Origin of the sequence: Prosthecobacter sp. (genome assembly GCF_049294395.1) — a bacterium.
Classification (GTDB): domain Bacteria; phylum Verrucomicrobiota; class Verrucomicrobiia; order Verrucomicrobiales; family Verrucomicrobiaceae; genus Prosthecobacter.
This window is the reverse complement of sequence record NZ_JBAQCR010000402.1, coordinates 34,435-46,925: the sequence shown is the minus strand read 5'-3', so window position 1 is coordinate 46,925 and position 12,491 is coordinate 34,435. Positions and strand designations below refer to the sequence as shown.

Genomic DNA, 12,491 nt, shown 5'->3' with positions numbered 1-12,491 from the left:
CGGGTGAGATGAGGATGCTGCGCACGTGGGTGTGCAACGTTGCCGCCGGGCGGCGGCGTTAAGAGGGTTTAAAGAAGATGCTCCACCAAGGGGTTCGAGAAGAGCGCATTGACTTTCTGATAGAGGCCGCGTGCGAGGCGGAGCCTGCGGCAGATCTCCTTGTGGTGATCGCTGGCGGCGGCAGGGGCTGCATGCAGATCCGCCTGCGAGGGAGAGACGCCGAGGGTACGATCAATCTGTACGCCGGCGGAGCGCAGCTTTTTCTGCAATCCGGGCAGGAGCCCTTTGCGCAAAATGACGCCGAAGCTGAGCTCTGCCTGGTAGAAGTCACGGCGGCCGGCAGCTTCGATCTCCGCGACTTTGTGAACGGCATGCAAGGCGGCGAGCTGACGGACGGTGATGCTAGCGCTGGCCTTGCTAATTTTGAGCTTTTTGGCTATCTGATCGAGACACATTGGCTCGGGAGTGAGGTAGAGCAGGGCAAAAAGCCTGCCGATCAGACGACCGAGACCAAAGGAATGCGTGGTGGCACCGCTGGCCTCAATGAAGCGTGTGACCTCACGATTCCATGCCCCCTGCGTCCGGGAAGGAGAGTCAGTCCGGGGCTTGTGGGAGTCGACGACAGCAGGCATTGTTTAGAAAAAGCTAAACGCTGTTAACGTGGTTTGCCGGGACTGTAAAGCAACGAATATGCCCGGTTTGCAACAAAAAACGACCAGCCGGGCAGGGGCCGTAAATACCGTTTAGCATTATTTAAATGATTCGGGCAGAACCACCTCTGAGAAAGGCTACTTGCGCAGACTGCCGAGGGAGGGCTCCTGATGCATGGCATCGAGAGCGTGTCCGAGATTGGTGACAACAGCGGGCCATGTAAAGTGATCAAGTCCACGCTGGCGGGCGGCTTTACCATAGGCTTCGGCTTTGGCGGGATCACTGAGCAGTTCGTGCAGGGCGGCGGCGAGTCCATCTTCATCCCCAGCTTTCACATGGAGGCCGGAAACACCGGGCACCACTTTCTCTGCGACGCCCCAGTCACCGGTAATGATGGGAGCGATGCCATAAAGCATGGCCTCGGACACGGAGATCCCGAACGGCTCATAAAAGGATGGCAGCACAAAGACGGAGCAACGGCGGTACAAGTCCTGGATGACTGCCGCTTCTTCGGGGACTTCTTTGCGCTTGAACCCGTGCCATCGGACGTTTTCGAGGTGTAGATCTGCGGGTGGATCGCCACGGACACCGATGACATGCAGCATAGCGCCGGGGATTTGCTGGCGCACGCGCTGAAAAGCGGGAAGAAGGACGCGGCCACCTTTGCGCTCGAACTCCACGGCGACAAACAGGACTTCCTGCGCAGCGTAATTCTTCTGCGGATCGGGTGTGGGGATCTCGTCAAAATTGGCCCCATGACTGATGTTGACGATTCGGTGAGGTTCCACTCCAAGGTCCTCCTCAAAGGACTTGGCGAGGTAGTCCCCCATGACAAAGACGCGATCCATTTTCTTGGCCACCTTGCGCTCGTAGGCCAGGGCCTGGGCGGCACGACGCTCGTCAAAACCGCGCGCGCCATAAGGACTGCGCAGTCGCATAGCAATGTTGCCATCGTGGTAGGAGGTGCAATAGGCGTTCTTTTGCAGCAGAGCGCCGCCATCAAACATGGCGCCGATCTGAAGCAGAGTGCCGATGGGTTGACCCCGTGGAATTTTGGTTGCCAGGATGCGCGTGAGCTGATCGCGATAGCGCGAATCAAGATAGTAGCGCATGCGCCAGAGCGCCTTTTGACGGTGATAGCTGAGCGCGAGCAGGAGCCACTTGCGCCAGCCTTCCAGTTCACAGCCCGCGGCACCCAGCAGAAGTCCCTGCCTCTCACATTCTTTGAAGAAATAATAGCTGATGCCTGAGAAACTGCGGCGGTCGAACGGGTCACGACCAACCAAGCCGCTGCCGATCAATCCATAGAAAGCGGATCTGCCTGCGGTGGAGGTGGAAGCGTTGGCCTGGGCTTGGGGCATCTCTGCGCATAGACATGCGGCGGGCTTTATGCAATGCACAAAAATGACAAGCCGCACTTCTGTGGCCGATTCTTTGCTTTACATCCCGCCATGACACATGCTTTTGGGGACACATGCCGATGTCCGAACTCGAAACCCATCTCAAGCCAGGTCCTCTTGCTGCCCCCCGGCTGCTGGTGCTCGTGCTGGTAGTTTCCGCCCTTTTCTCCCTGGCTTTTGCCATTGGGGGCGGCGGGTTCTCCTCGGACTTGGGAGGGGATCCTGATGAGGCGGCGCATGCAGTGACTGCACTGATGCTTCGCGATTACCTGAGCACCGGACTTGGTCATTCGCCGATGGCCTTTGCCAAAGCCTACTATGCAGATTTTCCACGGGTGGCACTGGGACACTATCCACCTTTATACTATGTGGTGACTGCGCCACTGCTTCTGGTTCATAATAGTGTGGGCATGCTGCTGGTTTTTCAGTCGCTGACTCTGTCTTTGCTGGCCGCCCTGACCTACCTGATCGGATGCCGTGTGGTGAGTCCGCTGCCAGCTGCTACCGTGAGCTTGGGCATGCTTTTACTACCACTGGCGCTGAAGCTTACGCTGCATGTCATGTCAGATATTTTGCTGGCGGTGCTGTGCCTTTGGGCGGTGATGCTGTGGGCCTGGTATCTGCGAGCGCCCACGGTGCGCAAAGCACTTGTCTGGGGCTGTGTCGCGGCAGCGGCCATTCTCACGAAAGGATCGGGGATGGGGCTATGCCTCCTGCCACCGCTGGGCACGCTTCTGGCCGGGCGCTGGCGGCTGATCTTCACCCAGTCATGGTGGTGTGCAGCTCTGCCTGTGGCGATCCTCGCCGGCCCTTGGATGATCTACTCCACCGGCATTTCCAAGGAAGGCATGACCCTTTTCACCCCGGCGCAGTATTTCGTGCAAGCGGTGCCGTTTTACCTCAAAGGGATGCCTGCGGTGTTTGGCTGGCCCCTGACCCTGCTGACAGTGGCGGGAGTGAGTCACAGCCTCGTGACGGGCTGGCGACAGCGGGTGCTCCCCCCCGTGCAAGCATCGCTCTTTGCGATGTCTGTGGGTATGACGCTGGTGCTGCTGCTCGTTCCCGTGGGTCTGAGCACCCGCTATATGCTCACGCTGGCACCGCCGGTCATGCAGGCTGCAGCATATGGTCTGGCCCTGGTGCCTTGGCCGGTGAAGTTGCAGCGCTGGGGCCCGCCGGTGCTACTGCTTGGCTTTGCACTGCTGCCGCTGCTGAATTCTGACGTCTGGCCGACAAAGTACGTGCATGGTTTTAATACTGCAGTGTCACGCTCCGGCTTGCCCAATCAAGGCGACAGGAAGCAAAACTGGCTCGTGGCCTCCGATCCAAACGGCGAAGGCGCGGTCATTGCAGCGGCAGCTTTTGCATGCCAGCAACGCTCGCCTTCCCTGCTGCGCATCTATCGCGGCAGCAAGGAGTTGTCTTCCAGCGACTGGATGGGTCGCGGATACCAATCAGCTTTTGTGAGTACTGCCCAGTTGCTTGAACAGCTCGACAAGTTGCAGGTTACCCGGGTCTTCGTGGATCTCTCGGTGCCACCTGATAGACAGCAACCTCACGAAAAGCTGTTGCTCACCGCCATGCAATCGGCCGATGATCGCTGGCACCTTGCCTTTGAGCAATCTGTCTTCCGTTGGCCATGGGAAACGGGAGTGCTGTATGTGTTTCAGCGAAATTCCCCGGCCACTGCAAATGTGCAGAAATAATCGACTCAATCCTATGGCGTTGTTTGACTGTAGAGACTCCCGCACGGAAGATATAGCTTACTTTTTCCCGATCACTCTCCCCAAATGAATGTTTCAGTTTTCGGACTCGGCTACGTCGGCGCAGTTACCTCGGCATGCCTGGCAGAGCAAGGACACCGCGTCATCGGGGTGGACCTGCATGCCGCCAAGGTGGAGGCCTTTGGCCTCGGTCAGTCACCCATCGTCGAACCGGAGATCGATGAGCTCCTCAAAAAGGCGACTGTTGAAAATCGGCTGGGAGCCACACTGGATGTCCGTCTGGCCGTTGCGACGACAGATGTCAGCATCGTCTGTGTGGGCACTCCTTCCCTGCCCAACGGCAAACTGAATCTCGACTACGTTCACAAGGTCACCGCTCAGATCGTCGAGGCCATCACGGAGTCGAAGAAGACGCATATTTTACTCTATCGCAGCACGATGCTGCCCGGCAGCACCCGTGCGATCGTCACTGACATGCTGGCAGACCAGGTGGCATCCGGCCAGGTGCGCGTCTATTACTGCCCGGAATTTTTACGGGAAGGCACCGCCGTCCGGGATTTTCGCGAGCCTTCATTGGTGGTCATCGGCACCCACGATGGCACCGCGCCCGTGGATGAGGCTGTGTGCGAAATCATGGGCGGACAGCCATCCATCCTGGCGTGGGAAGGGGCGGAAATGATCAAGTACTCCTGCAACTACTTTCATGCTCTGAAGGTGGGCTTTGCCAATGAGATAGGCCGCTTGTGCAAACACTTGGGCGAGGACGGCACTCGCGTCATGGACGTGCTTTGTGCCGACACGCGGCTGAACATCTCCCGCTATTATATGAAGCCAGGCAACCCCTTCGGTGGTTCCTGCCTGCCAAAGGACGTCTCCGCGCTGAAATCCTTCGCTCGTCAGGAAAACCTCAGCCTGCCCCTTCTGGAAAATACCGCAGCCACAAATGCTGCTCATCAGGATCTCTTCGTGAGCCTGATTGAGGGCAAGGCAAAGCGCCGCATCGGCTTCCTCGGACTCGCATTCAAAGCAAACACGGACGACCTGCGCGGCAGCCCCATGGTGGCGGCGGCTGAGACACTGCTCGGGCGAGGCCATGAACTCAGCATTTACGATCCTCACATCAATCTTTCCCGCCTCATTGGAGCCAACGAGCAGCAAATCCAGGCCCGTATGCCACACCTCGCGCAGCTTTTAAAACAGGATCCCAAGGAGGTGCTGCAATCAAGTGATGTAATAGTGGTTTCCCAGAAAAGCGTACCGTTTGAAATATTGAAGGAATTGGCCCGTCCGGATCAAGTCATAATCGATGTTCATGGCTGGAGGGAATTATCGACCCTTCCCTGGCAGTACGAGGGGATTTGCTGGTGATCTTTTATGCGTGGAGTCCTCTCACGAACTGACCAAATTCCACAGCCTTGGCCTGCCAAGTTTCAGACTCGATGAAGCGCTGAGTTCCCAGCACGTCGAATGAGAGTTTCCCTTCAGTGGCTGCGGTCACAGCCTCCACGAATGCCTTTCGGTCCTTGGCGACATGGACAAATGAAGAGAGCCTCTCAGCCTCTGGAAGAGCTGTGGAGATCACGGGACGTGCACATGCCAGATACTCTTTGATCTTGAGCGGGCTGCAACTGCACGCGAGTTCAGTCAGCACAAAAGGTATGATGAACAGATTTGAGGTCTTCAAGCTCTCGGGCAGATCCTCATAGGGTATGGCGGGCTCAACGCGAATGTTAGCCACACCGACGAACTTGTGGAGAGAAACCGTGGCTGGACCGATGAGTCGTATGACCGTCTTGGGCAGCTGGTGGGCGACCTCCAAGATGAGGTCGAGATCAAGCCGCTCATCAATCATTCCAAAATAAACAATCTCAAAATGCCCGGTGGATTGCTGCGGTTGAGAACGGGAAAAATGAACCGAATTCACCCCTTGGTTCAGGGTGTAAAGCGGTTTGCCTGACTGTTGAAATTGAGCGGCCAGAAGATCCGAGACCGCCACGATGGCATCCACACGATCCGTCAACAAGCGTTCCATCTGCGAAATGTGTTGCTGATTCATGCCAGGCCAGAGGGCGTACTGGTCTGCGCAGTAGTAGATGCTTTTTTCTTCACCCAGTCTGCCTACAAAATCTCCCTGTGCCGGCGTGGTAACCACCAGCGTGTGCTTGCTAAAGTGAAGTCTCCTTGTGGCTTTTTCAACACTTCGGCGCACCAGCCAGACATTGAGGTGTCTGATGAACTTAAAACTCGTGAATGGCAAGGTGGGTGGGCAGATGACCGTCAAGCCATTTGGGACTGTGGCAAAACGACGACGTCTTCCAGAGATAAAATCGACGATTTTTTGAACCGAGCGCCTTAAATCGCGCATGGTAAATTGCGGCATGCGCAACCCCACAGTTTCCACCCATAGCACCGGACTGACCCCCAAAAATTCACTGAAGAGGTGCTGACTGGATGAAGGATGCCTGCCCCAGTCAGGTCCGAAAACCACCCATTGGAAATCCGAAAGAGGATTGTGACTGGTTTTGGATTCGTCTGACATCTAGGGAATCTAATTTATGATCTTCCGGCTAAAGAGTGTCAACCACTGGTTGGGCAGGCACTTCAAAATGATGATCGCCACGGCCTTGAAGAAAAGCCAGCCACAATCCACCGCCCCCAGCAAACCGAAGTGAACTATTTTGAAGCGCACGAGGCCTGGCGCATACCACCAAACTTTCGGGCTTCCAAAACCCCGCACGATGGCCGGCCATGAAAGACGAGCGTCCGCCCAAGCCCAATAGCTCGCTGTATCGTTGCGGTCAGCCACGCCTGCAGCCGAAGGGACCAGAAGAACAGGAATACCAGCCCGGTGGGCACGCAGCGTGAAATCGACATCAGCAAAGTTATGTTTGATCCACCGTCCCTCAGGGAGCCCAATTCGAGCACAGACCGATGCAGGAATGGCCACCATATTGCCATGCAACCATTCCACTGGCATTGGAGGTTCTGTCGAATTTGGGGAAGTAGCCGCATATCTTGGCCAGCGCTTCTCCATGATCCCCCCTGAATAAACAAAGCCTCCATCTGGAGTCCTGCAGATCCCGCCGCAAACAGCCTTTCTCTCTACCGCCAGCTGCACCAGTCGCTCCAAGCTGCCGTGCCCCGGAAGGCTGTCGTCATTCAGCCAGCACACGCACTCAGCCCCGGCAGAAAGAGCCGTCTGCATGCCGAGCCGGATGGCACCGGCCCACCACAGGCTGCCGTCACCATTCACGGTGTGAACCCATGGAAAGTCCTCTCTGAGCATTTCGGGAGTTCCATCCATGCTTCCATCATCAATGACCAGCACCCTGGCCCAGGCACGAATACCAAGCGCCTCCAGATGTGCCAGACAACGCTTCGTGATAACCCGCCGGTTGTGGACGGGCACAAGGATCCAAACCATGTGCTGCACATTTGCAATGAGAGGAGGAGCCAGCATCAGGCCCAAATACGAGCTTGCCTGTCTGGCCGCAAGCAAGGATTGATAAAGCGGCCATGACTCTTCTTGAACGCGCGATTCATCGTCTCCTCCCCCGAGCAGGCAAAGCGATGCGAGTGCTGCAAACACTGATGGTCCGGCGTGCTCATTGGCAAAGCATCAAGACGGGATTACCAGTGGATGCGCAGGGCCGCCCGATACCTTGGATCACTTATCCGGCGCTCGATTACCTCAGCCAGCTGGACTTTTCACGGGCCAGCGTGCTCGAATACGGCGGCGGACAAAGCTCTCTTTGGTGGGCGGAAAGAGCCGAATCCGTCACCACCGTCGAAGGGGAGGGCGAATGGGCCGCGACTTTAAGACGGTGTGCTCCAGCCAACCTGACCGTCATTGGTCCTGTAGAGGCACCTGCATACGCGCAGGCTCCGTTAGGCAGTGGGCAAACTTATCACGTGATCATCATCGACGGTCTGATGCGCTTTGACAGTGCCAAGGCATCGCTTCCCTTTCTCGCCCCAGGAGGGTTTCTCCTTCTGGACAATGCCGACTGGCACCCACACGTTTGCGTCTGGTTGCGTGCCCAAGGCTTGGTGGAGATCGACTTTCATGGCTTTGGGCCAGTAAACGACTACACCTGGTGCACTTCACTTTTCATGCGCGCTCACAGTATTTTGCCCCACTCGGGAGGAAAATGGCCGACAGCTGTGTATGGCTCCCTGGAGCAAGAATGTTGAAAATGGACAGCCTTCCCTACAAACCCATTTCATCCAGACGGGATCGCCTGCTTCACCTGCTGATGCCTGCTTTTGAATTCCTGGGCATTTCTTGCCTGTCACGTCCCTCTTTGAACGGGCTCGACACCGCGCTCGAGCGGCTGCTGCCGCAACGTGACGGCTGGTTCGTAGAGGCAGGTGCTTATGATGGTTTTCAGCAGAGCAACAGCTACTACTTCGCACGAATGAAGGGCTGGCGCGGTGTTCTGATTGAACCCCTTCCACAACTCGCAGCAATATGCCGGCAAAGGCGTCCAGAATCACTCGTGGTATCTTGTGCATTGGGAGCTCCAGAGTCGGAAGGTCACAGCCTGCAGTTGAGACACGCCGGCCTGATGACCATGGCATGCGGAGTGTTGGGGGATGATGAAAAAGAGCGGCAGCGTGCAGCAGAGGGGCTTGCCGTGCAGGGGTTGCCGACAAGCGAGCAACTGGTCACCGCGGTCATCAAAACATTGACCTCCGTACTCGAGATGACAGGAACTCCGCCAGATTTCGATCTCCTCAGCCTTGATGTGGAAGGCTCAGAAGTGGACGTATTGCGCGGTTTGGATTTCAAACGCTTCCGCCCCAAAGCCATCTGCATTGAAGTTCGCCATGAAAACCTGGCCGCAGTTCAATGTCTTCTCCAAAACCATTATGAAAAGCCGATCCACCTCACTTCCAACGAGAGTTATGCCGACTGCTTCTTCAAGCTTGTCCAGAACGCCCCTGATCGGTAGAAGATTTTATTCAATATGATGAATGTAGCGGACATCCTCTGTCCAGTTTCGCAAACTCCGATGGAGTTCGCCTTTCGGGAAACCGTGCTTGGCCGACTCAACGTGAGTTATTATTCGTGCCCTGTCTGCGGCCTGCTTCAAACGGAAGCACCCTACTGGCTGGAAGAAGCCTATCGGGAACCCATCTCCTCTGGAGACACCGGTCTGGTGGCTCGCAACATCGAGAACAGACAGTTTTTGCAAACATTTCTGCCCCTTACCTTTTCTGGCAATGCGCGTTATGTGGATCTGGCAGGTGGATACGGCCTTCTGACACGCCTGTTGAGGGACAAGGGGTTTGACTGCTTTACCACCGACCCCTATTGCCCAAACCTCTTCGCAAGCACTTTCGAGCCACCTTCCTCATGCAATGCAGATGCGCTATTTGCATTCGAAGTTCTTGAGCACATTTACAATCCGCTGGAGTTCATTGAACAGCAGTTCGAGAAGTACAACTGCCGCACCTTGGTCTTTTCAACCCTCACATTCCAAGCCACTTATCCATCCAAAGACTGGTGGTACTATGCATTCGACGCAGGCCAGCACATCACTTTTTACGAGCGTCGTTCCTTGGAGTTTCTGGCGGCACGTCTTCACTGTCGCTACTATCAGGTCAATCCCGGGCTGCATGTCTTTAGCGACGCCCATTTTTCTCCGACCACCCGGCTTATCCTGAAGAACAAGTGGGCTCGCAAACTGCTTTCCATTTATGCACGAGTCAAAATGAGAGGACGCAGCCTTACCTGGAGTGATCATCTCACCTCAAAAGAGCCTCGCACACCATGACTGCGGATAGAGATCGCGCAATCTCAGCAGGAGCAATCTGTGTGATACAGTATGGTTCGGGCTGTGTGCAGTTCCACCGGCATTGGTAGCAATCCATGGCATGGTTCAGCCATGTTTGGCGTTCACTTTTGCTCCATGGCGCAAACATTCCAAAATGCCCTCCGCCAAGGATAAACACGCCCGGCTTATCAAGAGTCGTCGCGATGTGGGACGGCGCAGAATCTGGTGCGAGGACGATCCGTGCACGGGCAATGAGATTGATCAGAGTTTCTAAATCGTTTGGAAGAAGCCATTGGACCCCAGGTATCCGCCTGTTTTGCAATGCAACTTCCCAATGCTTCTGGTCCGAACCGGGCGGCAAACAAACTTGCACTGGCATGCTGGGCCACTGTTGCAGGAACAACTGAATGGATTCTGCCAAGAGATCTGCCGGATACTGGCGGATCGGGTCCCCTGCCACCGGGCATACAAGGAGCGAGTCTCCGTCCACGACCTTGACATGCCTTAACTTGGGCATCATCTCATCGATAACTACACTGGAGGCCAGGACACTCTCGACAACACGACGATGCGCCTCCAATTCCAAACAAGCATCTGGCGATTTGGCCGGATAAGAACTCATCAGACATCTCGGGAATGACAAACTCGTGCGCTCCATGTTTCCCTCCCATCTGCAGGCATGGCATTGATCGGCATTGATCATCATGGCGATTGCATGCAAATAGTCCGAGTGCTGGTGACGCAAGCACACGAGATGCTCAGCTTCAATGGCACGAAGCGAACAGGCATACCGCACGATCCGGCTCAAGAAGTCCGGCCAAAACCGTTCACAAAAAGCCGGCATCAACAACAGTTTTACTGCTGGAAACTCCATGCGGTAAAGGGGGGCGGCCATGCTGGACACGATCAAAAGAGTCTCATCCTCCCGAAAGACGGACAGAAGTTTTCTCACCGCACCCAGCGACAACACAGCATCGCCAATCCTGTCCAGTTTAAGAATGGCAAGACGATAGAAAACAGGACGGCGAGGACGCACCAAAATCTTCACCGTGGTGACTGCCAGCCGATAGGCCAGCGCCCTCGCTTTCAGAAGCACCTCGCTCATCGCATCATTCTCCTCAATAGGCGAACTATCTTCCGACCAAGTCGAATGAGCAAGGCTGGGCGGCGGCAATAATGATTAAAATAGCTCCTGTCAGCCTGATCGTAGGTTGCCAGGTGGCAAGGATGCCGGAGAGGAAAATCGATCGGGCTAGTTTTCATGCAAGCGCGTGCGTCGTGAACATCATGTGTATGCGTTGCTCCGAGCCCCCATCCGAGATTGGAAACCAGATTGACTGATGGAATTAGACAAATCCCATTGCAATTCTGCTGGGCAAATTCCCATGCAATATCCCAGGTATCTATGGCACCCGTAGCAGCACCATCATACAGCTCTTTTCTCCACGCAGCCTCCCCTTGGAACTTACATGCTGCCTCCAAACGTGCGTTTGAACCCTGCTCCATCCACCGTTGCAGTGTCACGTCGTACTGCTTCCATGCCCTGCGCCAGCTTGCCCACCCCCATATTGTGGCGAAACGCGAACTATAATAGCTGCTGCCATCCTGCGCGGCATGACCGCTGAGATTGCTGCCGCAGATCTGCATCACCCTTTTTTCATCCTGGTAGTGCGCCAGCAGTTCCGTGCAGAAACAAAAAAAGGAAGGCTCCGGCAGACAGTCGTCCTCCAGCACAATCACACGCTCATGTTCGGCAAATGCCCAGTCGAGGGCTTGCGAGACGGCATTTCTACAGCCTAAGCGTGCAGCTGAGAACCGGGTTTGAACATTGCAGGGCCAGTCGATCCCCTCTTTCACCAGCCTTCTCGTCTCCTGGCAAAGTGCATCGTCTTCCGGCCCATCAGCAGCCACCAAAAGGTGCTCAGGCCTCGCCTGCCGAATAGCCGCAAAGCTTCTGGCGGTGAGTTGAGGACGTCGATGAATCAAAAATAAGACAGGTGTCGGGCAACCGTGAGGTTCGGATTCCATGCAGGAGTAGCGATTTTCTGTTCCTGAACTGCAAGGAAGAGCAGATCGTACGATCAGTTACTCGGAGAACACCTTTGTGCAACGAGAAGGCTTTGTTTCATCCAAATGCCAAACCTGGGGATGCCTGCTCAAATCCATCCGCGCCAAAGGTACACGTAATGGCCGATGATCTCGTGCATCCAGAAAGCAAAAATCTCAAACCCATGATAGCTGGGCCAATGCAACCAGTGAAGATCACCCAGATGATTGAGGCTGCTGAGGTAGTTGCAGGGGACTGGAATCACCAGAACGCCGGCCTTACTGAAGGTGGCCACAGCACGCGGCATATGGCTCGCGCTGGTGACGAGCAGAAGCCGCTTCAAACCACTCTGCTTCATCAGCGCCGCGACCTTCAAAGCCTCATCATGCGTGTCACTGCATGCTCCGATGCTGTGTAATTGGATTTTGAGATGGACGTGAACCGCGAGGTAGTCACGAACTGCATCCGCCTCAGAAAACATCCGCCCCTCATGCGGATATCCGCCACCTCCCAATATCAGCAATGGAGCCTTCCCTGCGGCCGCCAGTGTGAGTGCTGTGCTCAGGCGGTCAGCTCCAATTTTCAGATGAAATCCCATGGGCTCTGACAATGAGGGCTCAACGCCACCACCAAGACAAAGAATCGCATCCGCCGCCGGGAGTTGCTTGAATTGAACCTTGGGAATTTGATCCTCAAGATTTGCCAGGAGAATGGATGCTATTGGCGTGCAGGAGACGACCGTGAGCAACAACCAAGATAAAGCAGGCATCCACAAGCTGCTGCAACGACGGTTCCAAAACAGCCGCAGCAGCCAAAGCCCTAGCAGAAGCCAGATTAAACATAAGGGCTGAGTGAAATGCAGGGCGGTTTTCAAAAACGTGTTCACCCA

General features: G+C 55.6%; 12 protein-coding genes. 5 read left to right on the top strand and 7 right to left on the bottom strand.

Annotation, left to right across the window (positions count from 1 at the left end; genetic code table 11):
- Positions 1–68: 68 nt before the first annotated feature.
- Positions 69–632, bottom strand: coding sequence for a GbsR/MarR family transcriptional regulator (locus WAW39_RS27765; RefSeq protein WP_422322572.1), 564 nt, complete (start codon positions 630–632; stop codon positions 69–71).
- Between the two features lie 156 nt (positions 633–788).
- Positions 789–2,012 (bottom strand): glycosyltransferase family 4 protein, encoded by a 1,224-nt coding sequence (locus WAW39_RS27760; protein WP_422322570.1) that lies wholly within the window; start codon positions 2,010–2,012, stop codon positions 789–791.
- Positions 2,013–2,131: 119 nt separating this feature from the next.
- Here WAW39_RS27760 and WAW39_RS27755 point away from each other — a divergent pair, with 119 nt between their 5' ends.
- Positions 2,132–3,757 carry an ArnT family glycosyltransferase gene (locus tag WAW39_RS27755; protein ID WP_422322568.1) on the top strand — a complete coding sequence of 542 codons (1,626 nt, stop codon included), beginning with the start codon at positions 2,132–2,134 and terminating at the stop codon, positions 3,755–3,757.
- An 84-nt stretch (positions 3,758–3,841) separates the two neighbouring features.
- Positions 3,842–5,143, top strand: a complete 1,302-nt coding sequence (locus WAW39_RS27750) for a nucleotide sugar dehydrogenase (RefSeq protein ID WP_422322566.1) — start codon at positions 3,842–3,844, stop codon at positions 5,141–5,143.
- A gap of 4 nt (positions 5,144–5,147) precedes the next feature.
- On the opposite strand, the gene WAW39_RS27745 is transcribed toward WAW39_RS27750, so the two are convergent.
- Both WAW39_RS27745 and WAW39_RS27740 read right to left on the bottom strand, forming a co-directional pair.
- Positions 5,148–6,314, bottom strand: a complete 1,167-nt coding sequence (locus tag WAW39_RS27745) for a glycosyltransferase (protein ID WP_422322564.1) — start codon at positions 6,312–6,314, stop codon at positions 5,148–5,150.
- 9 nt (positions 6,315–6,323) lie between these two features.
- Positions 6,324–7,235, bottom strand: a complete 912-nt coding sequence (locus WAW39_RS27740; protein ID WP_422322562.1) for a glycosyltransferase family 2 protein — start codon at positions 7,233–7,235, stop codon at positions 6,324–6,326.
- Positions 7,236–7,291: 56 nt separating this feature from the next.
- On the opposite strand from WAW39_RS27740, the gene WAW39_RS27735 reads away from it, so the two are divergent.
- The 3 genes from WAW39_RS27735 to WAW39_RS27725 are packed head-to-tail and all read left to right on the top strand — an operon-like array spanning position 7,292 to position 9,555.
- Complete coding sequence (locus tag WAW39_RS27735; protein WP_422322560.1) at positions 7,292–7,969, top strand: hypothetical protein; 678 nt, start codon at positions 7,292–7,294, stop codon at positions 7,967–7,969.
- Positions 7,970–7,971: 2 nt separating this feature from the next.
- The gene (locus WAW39_RS27730; protein WP_422322558.1) at positions 7,972–8,730 is read left to right on the top strand and encodes an FkbM family methyltransferase; all 759 of its coding nucleotides are present in this window, start codon (positions 7,972–7,974) and stop codon (positions 8,728–8,730) included.
- Positions 8,731–8,790: 60 nt separating this feature from the next.
- A complete protein-coding gene (locus WAW39_RS27725; RefSeq protein WP_422322556.1) occupies positions 8,791–9,555 on the top strand; it encodes a class I SAM-dependent methyltransferase in 765 nt (254 codons plus the stop codon).
- Here WAW39_RS27725 and WAW39_RS27720 read toward each other — a convergent pair.
- From WAW39_RS27720 to WAW39_RS27710, 3 genes are all read right to left on the bottom strand, one after another.
- Positions 9,527–10,660 (bottom strand): glycosyltransferase family 9 protein, encoded by a 1,134-nt coding sequence (locus WAW39_RS27720; protein ID WP_422322554.1) that lies wholly within the window; start codon positions 10,658–10,660, stop codon positions 9,527–9,529. The genes WAW39_RS27725 and WAW39_RS27720 overlap by 29 nt on opposite strands.
- A complete protein-coding gene (locus WAW39_RS27715) occupies positions 10,657–11,583 on the bottom strand; it encodes a glycosyltransferase family 2 protein (RefSeq protein WP_422322552.1) in 927 nt (308 codons plus the stop codon). Before WAW39_RS27715 ends, WAW39_RS27720 begins: the two co-directional genes overlap by 4 nt.
- 128 nt (positions 11,584–11,711) lie before the next feature.
- Entirely contained in the window at positions 11,712–12,476 is a 765-nt protein-coding gene (locus WAW39_RS27710) for a YdcF family protein (RefSeq protein ID WP_422322550.1), read from the bottom strand.
- Positions 12,477–12,491 lie beyond the last annotated feature (15 nt).